The organism is Stenomitos rutilans, assembly GCF_059505485.1.
The window spans coordinates 161,071-179,633 of sequence record NZ_JCACKR010000160.1 but is presented as its reverse complement, the minus strand read 5'-3'; the positions used below and the strand labels follow the sequence as shown (position 1 = coordinate 179,633).

Sequence of the window (18,563 nt, the reverse complement as noted above, 5' to 3'; positions counted from 1 at the left end):
GGATTTGACATGTCGGACACCGCACCCAACCCAACACCTCCCAGTCGGAACCAGATTCTTGAAGATGCCTGGCTTCGCTTTGCCAAGTACGACCAAAATGCATCCATCGCTCAAAAGCGCTTCATCCATCAACGACGCTGGATCCTGATCTTGGGAGTTGTAGCCACAACGCTGGGTGTCACCTACTCTATTGTTGAAAGAAAAATACCCGATTGGCTTGTGCCGCAGGGGATGGGAAAGGAGCAATTTCTGCGCCTGCTGCATTTTCCAGTTCTAGCCGTGCCGATTATTCTCGGTGTACTGGTCGCGATCTCCGTGAAATTCAACATGGGCATCAGTTGGGTCATGCTTCGCAGCAGCGCTGAAGCCATCAAAAAGGAGATTTACCGCTATCGAATGCAGGTTGGCGAATATAACCCCGCAAAGCTAACGCCAACTGAATCACGCGATATTCGCCTGGCACGTGCCCTCAAGCTAGTTAGCAAGCGACTGATGCAGACCCCAGTCAACCAAACGGATCTGCTAGCCTACGAAAAACAAACCCTTCCACCCAAGGACGGTACGCCTGAAGGAGATGATGGTTTTAGTGACCTGACCGCTGAGCAGTACCTTGCGTGGCGGGTTGATGACCAGTTCAACTATTACCAAAAAAAAGCGGCTCGACTGGGTAAAGGGTTGCGACGCTTTCAACAGGTGATCTTTTTTCTAAGCGCTGTGGGAACCTTGCTCGCTGGGTTGGGACTCGATGTTTGGATCGCCGTCAGTAGTGCACTGGCGGCAGCAGTCACGGCTTTTCTAGAGTTTAGGCGCGTTGAGACAAACGTGGTGTCGTGCAATATCTCAGCCGCTGACCTGTACGACATTCGAGTGTGGTGGCACGCCCTCTCTCCCGAAGCCAGAACCCAACGGGTCAATATTGAAACCCTGGTTGCCAGTACCGAAGCCGTCTTGCAAACCGAGAACGCAGGCTGGCTGCAAGAAATGCGTGAAGCTCTGGCAGAAATCTATGGCGACAAGAAGGATAAAGAGACTCACGACAGCCGTAAGCCGCTAGATGAGGTAAGCCCAGCACTTCAGCCCAGTCCGATCGCGGGTGTTCCGGGTCAAGAGGTGCCTAAGCTTCCCAACCCATTTGCAGAGACAATGCCGGAAACACCACCTGTTAACGCCAAAACCTCTTCAGACCTGCCGCAATCCGAAGAGGCATTCAAACCCTCTCAGGCCGAGTCGGTTAATCCTGGCAAAGCAGCGGAGCCCGAGCTTGGGGTTGATGTATCTGATCCTACCGCTGCCGAAGCGGTGCGCTAGGGATTCACTTCTGTAGCTCCAAGGCTCTAAGCTGATTCTGAATGCGATTGCGATCGTTGATGGCTGGTTGAAAGTCAGGCTTAATGGTAAGCGCACGCTCTAATGAATGAATGGCATCTGTATACTGCTTTAATTCATAGAGTGCGCGCCCCCGCCAGTACCAGGCGGTATGGCTGTCTACTTTAAGCTGAATGGCTTGTTCAAAGCAGGTGATTGCTTCCCGGTAGCGCTTTAACTGCACAAAGACACCACCCAAGCAGCAGCAAATATCAACATCATCGGGTTTGAGTTGCAGCGCTTGCTGGTAAGACCAAATGGCCTCTTCATGCCGTTCTAAGCCATAGAGAACATTGCCTCGCCACCGCCAAAGGTTGGCATCATCTGCTCGCAACAAACGCGCTTGTTCATACACTTTTAAGGCTTCTGCATGGCGCTTTTGCTTCTCCAATGTGCGCCCTTCCCAGATCAGGCGATCGTAATCATCGCGGCTTCTTTCAGCAGATTGGCTAGGTTCAGCCAGGGGCACCGTAATCATCGTCTCCTCAGAGCGATTTTCGGCTCTTGGCATGCTGATGATTGTGTCCTCTGGTGTATCAGCTAGGACAGCAGCCACCGCTTCTACAAACCTGGGCTTACTGATGACAGTTGCTTCTGACTTTGGCAATAGTGCAGCCATTGGAGTGGGGTCTGCATGCAGGCGACGCTTGTAGTCTTCAAGCACATGCTGAAGATCGTGTGCGTTAAGATCGAGCGCTGGCACTCCAGACTGCTCCGTAGACGCAACTGTAGCATCGTCCTCGTCTGATGCTATATCACCAGATTTAAGCTGTTGCAGCACGCGCCTGCGCCCCTCCACTGCTTCTTGAAAATCAGGCTTTAACTGCATCGCGCGATCGTAAGACGCGATCGCGGCTTCTTGTTGCTGAAGGCCTTCTAGCAGGCGTCCCCGATCGTACCAGGCCCAATAGTTATCTGGTTGGAGTTGCACGACCTTGTAGTACGAAGCCACCGCTTCTTCATACCGCAGCAGCTTCTCCAGAACAGTTCCTCGCTTAAACCACACCACATGGTCATCTGGTTGGATTTCGACCACTCGGTCATACGCCAGCACCGCGTCTTCATAACGCTGCAAATTATCTAATGCCATCCCGCGCATAAACCATGCCAGAGAGTCATCAGGATTGAGTTCAATAGCACGATCGCAGGATGCCAACGCTTCATCGTAATGCTGGAGATGGTAGAGAGCATCGACCTGACGCAACTGGCTCAAAAGCTGCTTGCGGCTTTCAACCGCCAATTGGAAATCGGGCTTTAACTGTACCGCGCGATCGTAGGAGGCAATCGCGGCTTCTGACTGCTGCAACTGTTCCAGCGCTTTACCCCGATCGTGCCATCCCCAATAGTTGTCGGGCTGAAGTTGCACCACGCGCTCAAACGAGTTCAAGGCTTCCTGATAGTGCTGAAGCTGGACGCAAGCCGCACCATGTTTGTACCACGCCAGATAATCCTCTGGGTGAAGTTGCACCACTCGATCGTAAGACGCAACGGCATCATCAAAGCGCTTGAGATTTTCGAGCGCCATCCCGCGCTTAAACCACACGATGTCGTCATCCGGTTTGGCTTGAATAACTCGATCGTAAGCAACGATAGCTTCCTTATAGCGTTGGCGTTGAAACAAATCATCACCTCGTTCCAACCAGGCGAGATGACCATCAAAACTGATCACTGTTGGCTCTGCCAGTACCGAAGCAACCGGAGCCGTCCTTGTGAGCGATCGTAGTGCTTCTAACGCTTCCGTTGCTGATTCGTAGCGTTGACGAAAGTCGTAGCGTACCATCGTATCCAAAATGTTGGCAAACTCTGAACTCACCTGTACCTGATCGCGCCAGATAATTTCGCTGGTTTTTGGATCTTCTCGCAGCTTTTTAGGATAGATGCCCGTCAGGCACTGAATGCCCATCATGCCGACCGCGTAAACATCACTGCTAAAGCGAGGCTTGCCAGCCAACTGTTCGTTCGGCATGTAGCCGGAAGACCCAACGGCGATCGTGATACTGGCATCATGAGGGTCTAGCACCTGAGCGCCAATTTGCTTGACTGCCCCAAAATCGATGAGAAAGAGACGGCGATCGCTCGTTTGCCGAATCAAATTGGAAGGCTTAATATCACGATGCACCACCTGCTGTTGATGCACAAACTCTAGAACAGCCAACAGATCTTGCAGCAGATGAATGACTTCCAATTCAGCAAGCTGTGGTTGGAGCTTCAAGGCTTGACTCAGCACCTGCCCTTCGATAAACTCTTGCACAAGATAAAAATCTTGCCCTTCTTCAAAGTGAGCAAAAAGCCTGGGAATTTGTTCGTGGCTTCCCAAGGCATATAGCACTTCTGCTTCAGTATCAAACAATCGCCTTGCGGCTTGTAACGCCTCTGGATCGCTCATTCTGGGCTTAAGCTGTTTCACCACGCAGTGAGGCTTGCCAGGAAGATGCAAATCGCTGGCCAAATACGTCTGCCCAAAGCCGCCCCCACCTAAGTGGCGAACAATTTGGTAACGTCCCCCAAGAATTTTGCTCAGCATAGGTTACGAGAGCTTCAGAGTGTCGAAAACAGCACGATAAGACTCAGAGAAAGTTCTTCATCATTAGTAACAGTTTCAACGACACACCATCATCCGTAGCCGTTCCAGCTTGTTCTTAGATTTATAGTAAAGACGCATTGCAAGCTACGAAAATTCACTTAAGCCGCTTTACACAGGTTGAAATAGCGATGCAAGCAGCTTGCTGCTCCGCGAGAATGCGTCAGGACTGGGTGGAATTACCTGTAATGATACGCAACTGTCTGTGCAAAGCAGCAAGACGGCTTCATGACAAGACTGTAAAAAGGGTGGTGCGAACATGCGATCGCACCACCCTTCTTGAAAAAAGTGCTACTCTCTAGCCAAAAAGATGACTTTAGCCAGAAATCTGAGTCAATAGTGGCTCTAGCCAAGGCTGAAACTGATCACGACGAAACACTTGCGCACGGCGGCGGTAATCGAACCGCAGCAGGCTAGGAATGCCGTGCTTACGAACGCATTCTTTTAACCATGATGCAACACCCTGCCCTTCTTCCGGGATCATTTCGGCTTGAAAAGGACCATACATCAAGACCAGCATGCTATGCGCTTGAAGGGGGGCATCGCGTTCAATTAAGTTGGTTAAGCTTGAGTGGGTTGAACGGGATTGACTCGCCATTCGTACTTCAGTGTCCTCTCGGCTAACGCGCGCTCGCAGCGTTTTCGTCATCTCGCGTGGCGTTGTGGATGCACTGTACTCTTGATTTGATTCTTGATTTGATTGGCGACGAGCTCGTCTCTGGGTCATAAAACTCCTAGTTTGAATGGGCCGAAGCAGCCAGACCTTCCTGTAGAGCTGGAGAGTAAGGAAGAATATTGGCTGGAAAAACTAACAGGCTATTTGCTGTCGTAGCAATGCGCTTGTTTAAATAGTAACTATTTTTTACTGAGGCGGCAATTCTTTGTGTGTAAAACTCCACTTGTGGAAGCTCGCTTTGTGGTAATGCAAATGGCTATAGCGTTAAAACTTTGCACGTCCTTACAGTGCTCAAATGCGCTGATTGTGAGCAAACGAAATCGCTGAACCCTGTTAATTCTTGTAAACAAAAACGTCTGCAAGCTACAGAAACTGGCACTGCCGTCTGCTTCAGCTCGGTATGCAGTCAGCTCAGAAGGATACAGTTTTCTAGTTTCTGATAAGTTAGCTTGAGTAATCCCATTTTTGTAAGTAAACGGTAGCACTATGACTGTCTGCGAATATAGGGCAGGTCTAGAAGGTATTCCCGCAACTCAGTCCAGCATTAGTTTTGTAGATGGACAGCGAGGGGTTTTAGAGTATCGTGGCATTGCCATTGAAGAATTAGCCGCAAAGGGCAATTTTCTGGAGACGGCTTACCTTCTCATTTGGGGTGGTTTGCCGACGAAAGAAGAATTAGAGCTATTTGAGCATGAAATTACGTATCATCGGCGGCTGAAGTACCGGATTCGCGACATGATGAAGTGCTTTCCTGAAAGCGGTCATCCGATGGATGCTCTGCAAGCCTGTGCTGCGGCTTTGGGGCTGTTTTACTCTCGCCGTGCGCTGGATGACCCCACGTATATTCGTGCGGCAGTCGTCAGATTGCTGGCAAAGATTCCAACGATGGTGGCAGCGTTTCAGCTGATGCGTAAGGGGAATGACCCTGTGCAGCCTCGCGACGACCTGGGTTATGCTGCGAACTTCCTTTACATGCTCAATGAACGGGAACCAGACCCTTTTCCTGCTCACATCTTTGATGTGTGTCTGATGCTGCACGCAGAGCATACGATTAATGCGTCTACGTTTTCGGCTTTAGTAACGGCTTCTACATTGACTGATCCTTATGCGGTGGTGGCTTCTGCCGTTGGCACCTTGGCGGGGCCGCTGCATGGTGGCGCTAACGAAGAAGTGATTGTCATGCTCGAAGAGATTGGCACTGTTGAAAATGTGCGTCCCTGGCTGGAGAAGCAACTGGCCCAGAAGGGTAAGATTATGGGCTTTGGTCACCGCGTCTATAAAGTAAAAGACCCTCGTGCAACGATTTTGCAGCACTTAGCAGAACAACTGTTTGAGAAGTATGGGCGGGATGAGTATTACGATGTGGCGGTTGAGCTTGAAAAGGCGGTCGAAGAGAGTCTGGGACATAAGGGTATTTATCCCAATGTGGACTTTTACTCCGGTCTGGTTTACCGCAAGTTAGGCATTCCGTCTGACCTGTTTACGCCTGTGTTTGCCATTTCTCGTACGGCTGGTTGGCTGGCGCATTGGAAAGAGCAGCTCAACGAGAACCGAATTTTCCGCCCGACCCAGATTTATACGGGGTTACATGAAGCGACCTATGTGTCGATCGAGCACCGTTAAAGTGGGCGACTGTGCTTGGTTTTGCAGATAAAGCACGTTTAGGCGTGTAGGCATGATGGGCGGCACCCCTCTTGCCTGATAACGATACTCTTGTCACCATATTGTCAGTGACGATTTTCAGGAACTCCAGCCCTCAGAACTAAGAGTCTGAGGGCTTCTTTTTGCTTGAGCGGCGGAAGTGCGGTACGACCTTGCAGGTTAGAGCGGTGTTTGCCTGGAGCCAGGGTCTGCAATGCCTGCTTTCACAGCAGTAACCTGCCGTCGATTCGTCTATACCCTAACCTCGTATTTATCTATAGCGGTTTTCGATCGTGCAGCAGCGATCCAGCGATATACTGAGGACGCACGGCAATGTAACAGCCTTGTTACGGGAAACCAGTGGGCTGCTGTGGCTAACTGAGTACGCAGCGTTGGTTAATCGTTAACGATGGATTACTGCATAAGGACTCAAATCAGGTAAGCGATGAACTCAGGCATAGACTTACAGGACGTTTTTATCCAGTCCCTGACTGATCTGGGACTCCCCCTCGGTGCTGCAAAGGCGATTTGGATGCCCTTGCCGATGCTGCTGATGTTGGTTGGTGCGACGGTCGGCGTGCTAGTGGTTGTTTGGCTGGAGCGAAAGATTTCAGCGGCAGCACAGCAGCGGATCGGCCCTGAGTATATTGGCCCGTTGGGCGTATTAGCTCCGGTCGCAGACGGCTTAAAGTTGGTTTTTAAAGAAGATGTGGTGCCGGCGAATTCAGATGCTTTGCTGTTTACGCTTGGCCCGGTGATTGTGGTGATTCCGGTCTTTTTGTCTTACCTGATTGTGCCGTTTGGTCAAAACCTGTTAGTGACCAATGTTGGTATGGGCGTGTTTTTGTGGATTGCGCTGTCGAGCGTTGCGCCGATCGGGTTGCTAATGTCGGGGTATGCCTCCAACAATAAATACTCTCTGCTCGGTGGATTACGCGCTGCTGCTCAATCGATTAGCTATGAGATTCCGTTAGCACTGTCGGTGTTAGCGATCGCGATGATGTCCAATTCACTCAGCACGATCGACATTGTGCAGCAGCAGTCTGGCTATGGCATTCTGGGCTGGAACATTTGGCGGCAACCAGTGGGCTTTGTGATCTTCTGGATCGCGGCCCTGGCTGAGTGTGAGCGGATGCCGTTTGACTTGCCGGAGGCTGAAGAAGAACTCGTAGCAGGCTATCAGACGGAATACTCAGGCATGAAGTTTGCACTTTTTTACCTGGGTTCCTACGTCAACCTTGTCCTGTCAGCGCTGCTAGTAGCTGTACTTTATCTAGGTGGTTGGGATTTCCCGATTCCGCTGACGCTAGTTGCGAATGTGCTGGGTATTGACGAGTTTAATCCGATTTTCCAGGTCGTTACGGCTTCGTTGGGTATTACGATGACGGTGCTCAAAGCCTACTTGCTTGTCTTCCTGGCAATTTTGCTGCGCTGGACGGTGCCTCGCGTGCGGATTGATCAATTATTAGATTTAGGTTGGAAGTTTTTGTTGCCGATTTCGCTGGTTAACTTGTTGTTGACGGCAGCACTCAAACTTGCCTTTCCATTTGCCTTCGGTGGCTGAGTCCGAAAGGGTAAAGACTTAAGGCTCAAGGCTAAAACATCAGTAATGCCTCCTTACCGTTTACCGTTTATCCTTCAAAGAAGAGTTTTATGCTGAAGTTTCTCAAGCAAGTTAGTGACTACACCAAAGAGACCGTGCAGGCGGCGAAGTATATTGGTCAAGGGCTGGCAGTGACGTTTGATCACATGCAGCGCCGTCCAGTGACGGTGCAGTATCCCTATGAAAAGCTGATTCCATCAGAACGCTTTCGTGGACGCATTCATTTTGAGTTTGATAAGTGCATTGCGTGCGAAGTCTGTGTGCGGGTTTGTCCAATTAACCTGCCAGTGGTGGACTGGGAGTTTAACGCTGAGACGAAGAAGAAGAAACTCAATCACTACAGCATCGATTTTGGAGTTTGCATTTTCTGCGGTAACTGTGTGGAATACTGCCCTACAAACTGCCTGTCGATGACAGAAGAATATGAGCTTTCGACCTACGATCGCCACGAGTTGAACTACGATAACGTTGCTCTTGGTCGCTTGCCTTACAAAGTTACCGGAGACCCAATGGTGACTCCGTTAAGAGAGTTTGCTTACCTGCCGAAGGGCGTTGTGGAACCGCATGATTTGCCGCCAGGTTCGCGTCGGGCCGGTCTGCGTCCTGAAGAAATTGTTGAAACCGAAAAATAGCTGTCAGAGGTCAGGGCTTTGGCTTGGGAACACCCTTGACTGAATGCTGCTCGCTTTTATGTAAGGAGACGGTTCACTGTGAATTTAGCTGAAGGTGTTCAGATTGTTTCGTTTGGTCTGTTGTCTCTGATGGCGATCGGGGCAGCGTTAGGCGTTGTTTTACTGTCAAATATCGTCTATTCAGCCTTTTTGCTGGGTGGCGTGTTTATTAGTATCGCTGGGCTGTACCTGTTGCTAAATGCTGATTTTGTGGCAACAGCTCAGGTTTTGATCTACGTGGGTGCGGTCAACGTGCTGATTTTGTTTGCCATCATGCTGGTGAACAAGCGCCAGGACTTTGTGCCTGTGTCGAGGGCGTGGATTCGACGGGGGGCAACAGCATTGGTTTGTGCAGGGCTGTTTGCGCTGCTCAGTGTCATGGTGGTGTCTACGCCCTGGGCGTTCTCCACGGGGGTTGCAGCGGGTAATGGTTCGATCGTGGCGATTGGCAAGCATTTCTTTACTGACTTCTTGCTGCCCTTTGAACTGGCATCGGTACTACTGTTGATGGCGCTCATTGGAGCCATTATGCTGGCGCGACGTGAATTATTGCCCGACGATGCTGTAACGCCTCTTCAGCAGCCTGCACTGACTTTGCCGGAGCGCCCCCGTGAGTTGGTTGCAGTTGGACCAGGTGCGCCAGAGGCCACGATCGCACGTACACCCTCTGAACAGAACAACTAGGTTGAGAGTCTTTGAGGCAGGTAGTCTATGCAACTTCAATATTTTCTGGTTCTGGCGGCAGCTCTATTCTGTATTGGTATTTTTGGGTTGATCACCAGCCGTAACGCTGTGAGGGTGCTGATGTCGGTTGAATTGATGCTGAATGCCGTTAATCTCAACCTGATGGCGTTCTCCAACTACCTGGATGCGCAAGATGTAAAAGGGCAGGTCTTTACCACGTTTGTGATTGCGATCGCAGCGGCAGAAGCGGCGGTTGGTCTGGCGATCGTGCTTGCCATTTATCGCAACCGCGACACTGTGGATATGGAGCAGTTTAATCTGCTGAAGTGGTAGCTTTGATAGAAGTTGTTGGTTGTTAGTGATTAGTTGTTGGTTGGTAATAAACTGAACGCTAAAGACTAAAAACTAAAAACGATACCAACGTGCAACTGAAGCAGGTCATCATTGCTCACAAGGCTGACGATTTAATGAGTCGTCGCTGGGCAGAAACGTGTGCCAAACAGCTAGAAAGTCGAGATTGTAAGGTTTTGATGGGGCCTAGTGGCCCTAAAGATAATCCTTATCCTGTGTTTCTTGCTTCGGTGACGCATCCGATCGATCTGGCGATCGTGTTGGGGGGCGATGGCACCGCGCTGTCAGCCGCCCGCAATCTAGCCGCCGACTGCATTCCAATTTTGGCAGTGAATGTGGGTGGGCATCTGGGTTTTTTAACCGAATCGCTTGATGACTTTGAGCGTTCTGAGCAAGTCTGGGATCGCCTCCTAGAGGATCGCTTTGCGGTGCAACAGCGCATGATGCTGCAAGCAGGTATTTTTGAAGGCAATCGCACGAATTTGGAGCCGATGAGCGATCGCTATCTGGCACTAAATGAGATGTGCATCAAGCCTGCCTCTGCCGATCGCATGATCACGTCAATTTTGGAAATGGAAATTGATGGTGAAGTGGTCGATCAATACCAGGGGGATGGCTTAATTGTCGCCACACCAACAGGTTCGACGTGCTACACCGTAGCAGCCAATGGCCCCATTATTCACCCCGGTATGGATGCGATCGTGGTTACGCCCATTTGCCCTCTAAGTCTTTCGAGCCGCCCGATCGTGCTGCCTCCTGGATCTGTCATCAGTATCTGGCCTCTAGCCGATTATGAACTGAATACAAAACTGTGGATGGATGGGGTATTAGCGACCTCCATCTGGCCTGGACAGCGAGTAGATATTCGCGCCGCCGACTGTCAGGCAAGGTTTATCATTCTTCGAGAAAATTATTCGTATTATCAAACGCTGAGAGAGAAACTGCAATGGGCGGGTGCAAGAGTTCATTACAGTAACAATCATCGAAATTAGGGAGCAGAAGGTAAGGGGTAAAAGGCTAAAGGCTAAAAAGCTGATAGCTGATGGCTAACCGCTGACCGCTCTTTCACTCAAAACGTCTCCCTGACCGCTTAACACTCAAAACGTCATCCCGGTATGCATCCTACTAATAAGCCGTCGTTCCATTCCAGTGTGTCGCCGACTTTTTTGCCATTATGATAGGCGGCAAGCAGGACTTCGCTAGTTTTGCCCCAGGCGATCGTACCTGTAGCATCCAGACCGATCGCGCCCAGATCGCGCTGGTGTTGGTGTGCTTCTCGAAAGGAGCGTTCAAACGCAGTAGCAAGCGACTGTCCATCATCCACTCGCACGACGATACGGGCGGCTAAACATTCGTCAATAATGTCTTCACCAATGCCAGTACAGCTTACGGCAGCATGTGCTGTCGCGTAGTTCCCAGCGGGCATGGCAGAGTCACTGACTCGCCCAATGCGTTCAAACCCCTTACCACCTGTAGAGGTGCCAACGGCAATGCGTCCCTGATCATCTAGGACAACGACCCCGATCGTGCCGCGTCCCGCTGTCTCTTCCACCAATTCTCGTTCTGCAACCACACCTGCCATCTCGCGCGAAAAGTTGCCCTGACGTTCCAATATCCACTCCTGTAAGCGAATTTCGGTCAGGGGATCGTAGGCAGGTAGCTCTAGTTCGCGCAGTAGTTCGGCGGCTCCGTAATCCGAGAGGACGCGATCGTGAGAGTTTTGCAGTGCCCTGGCAAGATGGATGGGATTCTGCACCCGCGAAACGTTAATGACTCCGCTAAACCGTTGGGTTAGCCCATTCATCAACGCTGCACTCATGCGAATTTGCCCATCTGATTGCAGGACGGAGCCAGTGCCTGCATTAAAGCGGGGATCATCTTCTAGCATCTGACAGCCGTGAATGACCGCTGCTTGAGCCTCGGCTCCTGAGAGCAATAAGGCATACACTTCATCAATCACCCGGTAAAGCGATTTTCGCACCGACTCAACACCACCCTTGCCCTTTAAGGAGCTTCCGGCTCCACCGTGAATAATCAGTTTGGGTTGCACCCGTGATGCTGACATGACTGAACCTCTGTGCTGTAGACGTGTTGAGTGATTGGTTTAAAGCCCTATGGGCATGTCAGAAAAGTTGCTGGTCTTGACGTAAGAAAATAGTGCAGCTAAGTGCTTTAGCCCCTTCACCAAAAGACTGGGGAAACAAAGCTTAGCATTCTCTATGGCTCTAAAATTGCAAGGCTCAGTACAGCAATCTGCTTAAACTACTCTCTAGCTCATCCTTCAACACCATTAAGCAACGGTGAGCCGATCGAAACTGCTAATGGCTAACAACTAAAAACCAAAAACTAATCGCTCTTAGACCGATGTCGGCGACAGCGCTCTGAGCAATATTTCACGTCATCCCAGCAGGCTTCCCACTTTTTGCGCCAGGTAAAGGGTCGATCGCATACAGGACAAACTTTGGTTGGCAGATCAGCTTTGGAGCGGGCGCGTGCCATGAGAGTAAGGAGTGAAGGATAAAGGATGAAGGCTAAAGAAGGCGAATATGGCGATCGCAGCTTGTACATTGGAGGTTAGGCTTTCACGGTCTTTCTACCTTTTGCCTTTTACCTTCTAGCATGCCTTCTAACATTATGACTGAGTTGGGATTGGCAGCGATCCGCATCGTCTTGGTTGAGCCTGCCGGGGCACTAAATGTAGGCGCGATCGCCCGTGTGATGAAAAACATGGGCTTACAGCATTTAGTGTTAGTCAAGCCAAAGTGCGATCCAGTGGGAGAAGAAGCCCGGTTGATGGCGGTTCATGCTGCCGATGTTTTGGAAGCGGCGATCGTGGTTTCTACGTTGCCAGAAGCGTTGCAGGGATGTCAGCGGGCGATCGCCACAACGGCTCGACCCAGAGTATCCACTGTGTTAGAGCCTCCTAGAACTGCCTTGCCCTGGTTACTCGAAGCAGTGTCTCAAGAACGGAGTGCGATCATCTTTGGCCCCGAAGATCGCGGGTTGAGCAACGAGGAACTCAACTATGCCCAGCGGTTTGTCGCCATTCCTTCTAGCCCTGCCTATGCGTCTTTGAATCTCGCACAAGCGGTCGCTATTTGCTGCTATGAACTCTATCAGTGGGAGCAGGAGGTAGAGGGCAGAGGGGGTAAGGGGAGCAAAGGGGGCAGGGGGCGGGAGGTAGAAGGCAGGGGGGAGGGGGCAGAAGGCAGAGGGCAGGGGGTAGAAGGGGTAGATGAGTTAGAGGTGGTAGGGAGAGCGAGGGAACAAGAACATCTCGATTCAACCCTTGAAACTCAAAACTCAAAACTCAAAACTCAAAACTCAACCCATCCACTCCCTACTCCCCACTCCCCGCCCGCCCCTCTTGATGTCCTGGAGGGCTATTACCACCAACTCGAAGCCTTGCTACTGGCGATCGGCTATCTCCACCCACATACTGCTGCCAGCCGCATGCAAAAATTTCGTCGGTTGTATAATCGCGCACTGCTTTCTAGTGAAGAAGTCGCAATGTTACGCGGCATTTTAAGCCAGGTTGAGTGGGCGATACAAAAAATTAACGAAAGGAAAAGTAGTCCTTCAGGTGGTTCTGTGCTGGCAGATGCAGAGAACGATCGAGGTGAAAATATATTAGGGAGCTAGGCTAGCGGTTAAAGAAACCACGTTCGTTTTAGAAATGGTTGGTCTACAATTCTGATAGCTCTTGGTTGACAGGGTACGTCGATTGCAAGTAGGGCTTAAGATTTTGCCTCTTGCCCGTTTTGCCTCTTGCCCATTGTCGAGAAGTGTGCGAAAACTATTGCGTCAATCCTGATTCGTCCCTCAGCTTTTGTCGGAGTGTGCTATGCCAGAAACGGGCGGTCTGTCACGCAGGTCACGCAGCCATGATTCGTCAACGTCCGCTCGCGCGGCGAAACCAGAGCGAGGGGCGCACGATTATGCTAACTCTGAGCGGCAGTTGCCATCAGAACAAAGACGCTTAGGAACAGCGCCATTATCTGAGGTGAAAAACTCTGGGGTGAAAAACGTTGCGGCACGACAACCGCGTCAGACACTCTGGCAAATAGTGTTTGGGCAGGCCAACAAGCGTGCCTTGCGTCGATCAGCACGGCAGCAGGCAAGGCGAAAAGATATTCCTGCCAATGGCGCTACTCCATCGCCCAATTTTTTGCAACGGTTGAGGCAGCCATCTAAACCAGTATCTCGTGAACAAGCGGCTTCTAAGCTGGCAGAAGCCCAACTGCGGCAGGCGGTTGATGGACGATCGCGCCAGGTGAGTAGCTGGTCGCCTGCCTCCAGCAACGCTGCACCACCAAAAGGAAAACAGCTAGCTCGACAGGATGGTTGGCGACGCGGCATGAAGCAACCAACCACCCTACAAAGTTTTGGCTCTCATGCACTGACAGTTTTGCAGCCTTCTCCTACCGATCGGCGTGCTCAGGCCAGGGGCTTAGCGCTGAAACGAGAGGTGCGGGAACGTTCACGTCGTGGGGATGCGGCCCAGCAGCAGACAACTTCAGACCTTTTAGAGCGGACAATCACAGAGCGACTGAAGTCTCGTCCAGGGATGCAAAGTCGTAGGCGAGATGCGGCTTCTCAGCCGCGATCGCGGGGTTTCTCGGCAGGTCTCTATGCAGCCCGAATGCTGATTTTGAGCGTTGGCATTGGCGTTTTGGTCGGTACGATATTGTCTGTGCTAGACCCTGCGGCTCGATTGTCCGCAGGCGCTTCCCAACAGGCGACAAAGAAAGCGGATGCTACTGAAAGCACTAGGGGCGATCGATCTGCAACAGCCTCTCAGAGCAATCTTGGTGGAAGCGGTCTCAGCGGAGAAAGCGCCTCTGCTACGCAACTACCTAAAATGGGGCAGGAACTAACATCCCTGAAAGCGGCTCTCCAAACTCTGGCGTTGCAAAACCCTCGACTAACGCCAGGCATCTTTTTATTTGACCTCGATACCAGTTCCTATCTAGATCTAAATGGTGGTGCCTCCTTTGCTGCTGCCAGCACCATCAAAGTGCCAATTCTGGTTGCTTTTTTTCAGGATGTTGATGCAGGTAAGATTCGCTTGGATGAATTGCTCACCATGCGAAAAGAATTGGTAGCGGGTGGATCGGGCGAGATGCAGGGGATGCCTGTTGGTAGCCAGTTTACCGCGCTGGAAACCGTGACTAAAATGATCACCATTAGCGATAACACCGCTACTAATATGGTGATTGCTCGTTTAGGCGGTATGGCTGCGTTAGACCAACGCTTTCAGTCTTGGGGGTTGATGTCAACGGCGATCAACAGCTTGCTGCCTGACTTAAGTGGCACAAATACTACAAGCCCCAAAGATATGTCACTGCTGATGACCCGCATCAGTCAGGGAGAGCTTGTTTCCATGCGATCGCGCGATCGGCTGTTAGACATTATGCAGCGAACGGTCAATCACAGCCAATTACCACAGGGCTTAGAGAAAGGGGCCACCATTGCTCATAAAACAGGCGACATTGGCGGCATGATTGGAGATGTAGGGCTGATCGATATGCCAAACGGCAAGCGTTATGCGCTCACAGTTCTAGTGAAGCGATCGTACAACGACGATCAGGCGTATGACTTGGTACAAAAGGCATCTCGCACCGTCTATCAATACCTCAACCGTACACCAACGGCACCAAGCAGTCAGGCGCTAATGCCTGAATCATCGGGCCAGTCAATTCCCGTCGCTGATAGTGATGTTTCAAGCCTTGGTTCTACTGTGCCGATAAAGACAGCCGTTACTTCGTCTCCATAGCGGCTAGAGGTCTCTGGTGTCGTGACTCAGGAAAGCGGAGCGGTCAGATCGGCATCCAGTATTGCCTGATTAGAGGCGATCGCGTCTAGTGGCAAAGCTGTCTCCGGTTCTGCTGCCGTAGCCTTCAGCAGCGCTTCTGCCTCTAATGCCTCTGCCTGCAAGACCTCAAGTGATTGCCAAACCTGATTGAGCAATGGTTCTAGCCCTGTGCGTGCTACGGCTGAGATTTGAAATACAGGCACCTGACTTAAGGTATGCAGTTGAGCCGCAAGTTCATTAACAGTTTCAGCGTCTTGGCTCATCGCATCAAGCTTGCTGAGTGCCAATAGCTGAGGACGATCGGGCAATCCACGTCCATAGGCATGCAGCTCTTGTTGAATCGTGTGGTAGTCGGCGATCGCATCGGGACTGGTGACATCAATGAGATGTAAGAGCAGGCGCGTGCGCTCGACATGACGCAAAAAGTCGTGGCCTAAACCTGTCCCTGTATGTGCGCCTTCAATCAATCCTGGAATGTCAGCAAAGACCGTGCCATCGCCCGTTGGCTTACGCACCACCCCCAAATTGGGCACCAGCGTTGTAAAAGGATAATCGGCAATTTTCGGTCTGGCAGACGAGAGGGCTGCAATTAACGTTGATTTGCCTGCATTTGGCAACCCGATGATACCCACCTCTGCTAACAGCTTGAGTTCCAACCGCAGAAAGCGAGCTTCTCCAGGTAAGCCGGGTAAAGCTCGTTCCGGCGCACGGTTGCGATTACTGAGAAAATGCTGGTTGCCCAGGCCACCCTTGCCCCCCGTCGCCACACAAAACGTTTGATTCGGGCTGACAAGATCGCAGAGCAACGCTTCTGTTTCCGCATCGTAGATCATCGTGCCGCAAGGAACATCAATGATGCGATCGTGCCCTGATGCGCCAGTCCGGTTGTTTGGCCCACCCCGCTGTCCATCATCCGCCTTAAATAAGTGGTTGTAGCGAAAATCTAAAAGCGTTTGCAAATTTTCGACCGCGCGAAACAATACGGAACCACCCCGGCCCCCATTACCGCCAGAAGGGCCACCAGCGGGTACATACTTCTCACGCCGAAAGGCCACTAACCCATCGCCTCCGTTCCCTGCCTGTACCTGAACCTCGGCCTGATCGATAAATTGCATGTCACGAAACTAACGCCTTCACTCTTCATCATAGGCAATTGCGACGAATGCAATCGACAACCCGTTAGTTCTTTGACTTGATTCTTGATCAAATAGCGCTCAGCCATCAGCGCTCAGCCGTCAACCGTCAGCGTAGAAGTTTTGAGTTTTGGGTTTTGAGTTGAAGAACTATCAGCGGTCAGCGATCAGCCATCAGGCATTAGCGATCAGCGATCAGCCGTCAACCATCCAGCCTCCTTCTAAAAACCAACAACTTCTTTAGCCTTTTACCTTCTACCTTTTGCCTCAAACCATAAGGTTTCTATAAAGCATCTGTAATAACCCGAACTGACCTGTATGTAACGATGCGTCCCCGGTTTGATCGCTCCCGGTTCACCCTACTGCATATAGGAGATTCACCCATGAACTATTTTTCTACGGTGATTGCGCTACTACGCGATCGCAAAGATTTCTTAGCCGAAATCTACGACGGGATTGGACTCAAAAGTAAAATCACAGCGCTCCTCATTTCCAGCTCTTGTTTTTTCGCCCTTTATGGTGCCATTATTGGAGCCTTTCATAGTTTGCCGCAAGTGGCATCCTCAGCGATCAAACTACCAGCTTTGTACTTGCTAACACTGTTGATTTGTCTGCCGACGCTCTATATTTTTAATGCGCTTTTTGGTTCAAAGCAGACGATCGGGCAACACTTCACCTATTTATTGACAGCCGTTTCTGTCATTGCCATCCTCTTGTGTGGTTTTGCTCCAGTAACGCTCTTTTTCTTAATTACTGTGAACGATTACTCGTTCTTCCTATTACTAAATGTAGCGATCTTTGCGTTAACGGGTGTGCTGGGTGTGTCCTTTCTGTACCAGGTGATGAAACCGATCGAAGAGGATGGTGCTAGTCAAAGCATAAAAGTACGCAGAAACATTCTTCGCTTTTGGTTAGTGCTTTATGGCTTTGTTGGCAGTCAGCTTGGGTGGACGTTGCGCCCTTTCTTTGGTTCTCCAGGTCAGTTTGAATTATTTCGCGCTAGAGAAGGAAGTTTCTTTTCAGGTGTCTGGAATGCTCTCATCAGCCTTTTAACCTGAATATTATGCCTTTCTAAAACCTCAATCATTTAAATTCAGACTTTCCAGAGTTTCAGAGGATGTCTGAGAAGTATGATTATCAGCGGATTTATACCGAATGAAACGGATAGATAATGGCTCTCGCTCGAAATTTACCATCCGATTCATCCGTTCTTTATCCGTTGCTCGCTGCTTTGTTGCTTTTAAGACATCCTCTCAGGCATTCCAGAATTTCAAACATTCCAGATATTAGCGCTGCACGAGATGAACTCCGAATTGAATGCTTTAGCGATTACAACCAAAGAGCTAGAACGTCTCACTGGCCTTGAAGTCAATGATCTCTTCATCGGCAGTATGATTGGTGGTGGCTTTCGTCCTGGCCTCTTCAACGCTCCTAAACGTTGGCTTTCGTTTGGCCTGATGCAAGTATTCGTACTCATCTTGACGCTGATTTTGACGCTGCCAGTTGGTCTACTCATCATTCGGAATCATGCCAATACTGTTAGCGATTTGCCAACCATTTCAAGGTTTTTATCCATCACTTTAAGCCTTACAGTGGTTCTGGTGATTGGCTGGAATGTGGCTATGATCTGGCGCAGCAAAGCCTTTTTGCCATTGGCAAGGCTATTGGATGAAGTTGATCAATACAACGAAGTGCTGCAAGCTGTTGTTGTGGTCGATCGACTGGATGCGATCGACCATTTACACACCCATACGATGGAGCGTCAGCAGGCGATCGAAGCCCTCACGATCGCGCGCAACAGTTTGGTTTGCGGTCTTATGACGGAAAAAATCTTGCGGCAACATCGTAGCCTTCTAGCACGTCGCGCCGATCTCCTGGCAAATATTGAGGCAAACTTGATCAGCTTGAGAACATTGGAGGTAAACAATCAGGCCAGTGAGTATGTTGAATTACTCAACGAAGCCTTAAAAATTGGCATGAGCGTTCAACACGAAGTGCAGCAACTTTCTCGGTCTTCATCAGATGGATGACGTGTTTGAAACG

16 protein-coding genes are annotated in these 18,563 nt (G+C 50.6%); 11 read left to right on the top strand and 5 right to left on the bottom strand.

The annotated features are described in order from the left end of the window. The first annotated feature begins 9 nt into the window (after positions 1–9). Entirely contained in the window at positions 10–1,308 is a 1,299-nt protein-coding gene (locus AC5JLP_RS33105; protein ID WP_496072129.1) for a DUF4231 domain-containing protein, read from the top strand. A 4-nt stretch (positions 1,309–1,312) separates the two neighbouring features. On the opposite strand, the gene AC5JLP_RS33100 is transcribed toward AC5JLP_RS33105, so the two are convergent. Both AC5JLP_RS33100 and AC5JLP_RS33095 read right to left on the bottom strand, forming a co-directional pair. Beyond that, on the bottom strand, positions 1,313–3,889 hold the full coding sequence (locus AC5JLP_RS33100) for a tetratricopeptide repeat protein (protein ID WP_496072128.1): 2,577 nt from the start codon (positions 3,887–3,889) through the stop codon (positions 1,313–1,315). Positions 3,890–4,262: 373 nt separating this feature from the next. After that, positions 4,263–4,673: a hypothetical protein gene (locus AC5JLP_RS33095; RefSeq protein WP_496072127.1), complete on the bottom strand. Its 411-nt coding sequence runs from the start codon at positions 4,671–4,673 to the stop codon at positions 4,263–4,265. 435 nt (positions 4,674–5,108) lie between these two features. Here AC5JLP_RS33095 and AC5JLP_RS33090 point away from each other — a divergent pair, with 435 nt between their 5' ends. From AC5JLP_RS33090 to AC5JLP_RS33065, 6 genes are all read left to right on the top strand, one after another. Continuing rightward, entirely contained in the window at positions 5,109–6,245 is a 1,137-nt protein-coding gene (locus AC5JLP_RS33090; protein ID WP_496072126.1) for a citrate synthase, read from the top strand. Between the two features lie 463 nt (positions 6,246–6,708). After that, positions 6,709–7,827 carry an NADH-quinone oxidoreductase subunit NuoH gene (nuoH, locus tag AC5JLP_RS33085; RefSeq protein ID WP_496072125.1) on the top strand — a complete coding sequence of 373 codons (1,119 nt, stop codon included), beginning with the start codon at positions 6,709–6,711 and terminating at the stop codon, positions 7,825–7,827. Positions 7,828–7,919: 92 nt separating this feature from the next. Further along, positions 7,920–8,498, top strand: a complete 579-nt coding sequence (ndhI, locus tag AC5JLP_RS33080; protein ID WP_496072144.1) for an NAD(P)H-quinone oxidoreductase subunit I — start codon at positions 7,920–7,922, stop codon at positions 8,496–8,498. A 78-nt stretch (positions 8,499–8,576) separates the two neighbouring features. Next, positions 8,577–9,221, top strand: a complete 645-nt coding sequence (locus tag AC5JLP_RS33075; RefSeq protein ID WP_496072124.1) for an NADH-quinone oxidoreductase subunit J — start codon at positions 8,577–8,579, stop codon at positions 9,219–9,221. Between the two features lie 27 nt (positions 9,222–9,248). Then, a complete protein-coding gene (nuoK, locus tag AC5JLP_RS33070; protein ID WP_496072123.1) occupies positions 9,249–9,554 on the top strand; it encodes an NADH-quinone oxidoreductase subunit NuoK in 306 nt (101 codons plus the stop codon). Positions 9,555–9,643: 89 nt separating this feature from the next. Next, positions 9,644–10,564 carry an NAD(+) kinase gene (locus AC5JLP_RS33065; protein ID WP_496072122.1) on the top strand — a complete coding sequence of 307 codons (921 nt, stop codon included), beginning with the start codon at positions 9,644–9,646 and terminating at the stop codon, positions 10,562–10,564. A 113-nt stretch (positions 10,565–10,677) separates the two neighbouring features. On the opposite strand, the gene AC5JLP_RS33060 is transcribed toward AC5JLP_RS33065, so the two are convergent. Together AC5JLP_RS33060 and AC5JLP_RS33055 are read right to left on the bottom strand one after the other, a co-directional pair. Next, the gene (locus AC5JLP_RS33060; protein ID WP_496072121.1) at positions 10,678–11,637 is read right to left on the bottom strand and encodes an isoaspartyl peptidase/L-asparaginase; all 960 of its coding nucleotides are present in this window, start codon (positions 11,635–11,637) and stop codon (positions 10,678–10,680) included. 281 nt (positions 11,638–11,918) lie between these two features. After that, on the bottom strand, positions 11,919–12,071 hold the full coding sequence (locus tag AC5JLP_RS33055) for a DUF2256 domain-containing protein (protein ID WP_496072120.1): 153 nt from the start codon (positions 12,069–12,071) through the stop codon (positions 11,919–11,921). A 120-nt stretch (positions 12,072–12,191) separates the two neighbouring features. Here AC5JLP_RS33055 and AC5JLP_RS33050 point away from each other — a divergent pair, with 120 nt between their 5' ends. Beyond that, positions 12,192–13,214: an RNA methyltransferase gene (locus AC5JLP_RS33050; protein WP_496072119.1), complete on the top strand. Its 1,023-nt coding sequence runs from the start codon at positions 12,192–12,194 to the stop codon at positions 13,212–13,214. 202 nt (positions 13,215–13,416) lie between these two features. Continuing rightward, positions 13,417–15,348 carry a serine hydrolase gene (locus AC5JLP_RS33045; protein WP_496072118.1) on the top strand — a complete coding sequence of 644 codons (1,932 nt, stop codon included), beginning with the start codon at positions 13,417–13,419 and terminating at the stop codon, positions 15,346–15,348. Positions 15,349–15,374: 26 nt separating this feature from the next. On the opposite strand, the gene obgE is transcribed toward AC5JLP_RS33045, so the two are convergent. After that, on the bottom strand, positions 15,375–16,502 hold the full coding sequence (gene obgE, locus AC5JLP_RS33040) for a GTPase ObgE (RefSeq protein ID WP_496072117.1): 1,128 nt from the start codon (positions 16,500–16,502) through the stop codon (positions 15,375–15,377). 401 nt (positions 16,503–16,903) lie between these two features. Between obgE and AC5JLP_RS33035 the strand changes: the two genes are divergently transcribed. Further along, the gene (locus AC5JLP_RS33035) at positions 16,904–17,578 is read left to right on the top strand and encodes a hypothetical protein (RefSeq protein ID WP_496072116.1); all 675 of its coding nucleotides are present in this window, start codon (positions 16,904–16,906) and stop codon (positions 17,576–17,578) included. A 243-nt stretch (positions 17,579–17,821) separates the two neighbouring features. After that, positions 17,822–18,550 (top strand): hypothetical protein, encoded by a 729-nt coding sequence (locus AC5JLP_RS33030; protein ID WP_496072115.1) that lies wholly within the window; start codon positions 17,822–17,824, stop codon positions 18,548–18,550. Positions 18,551–18,563: the final 13 nt, after the last annotated feature.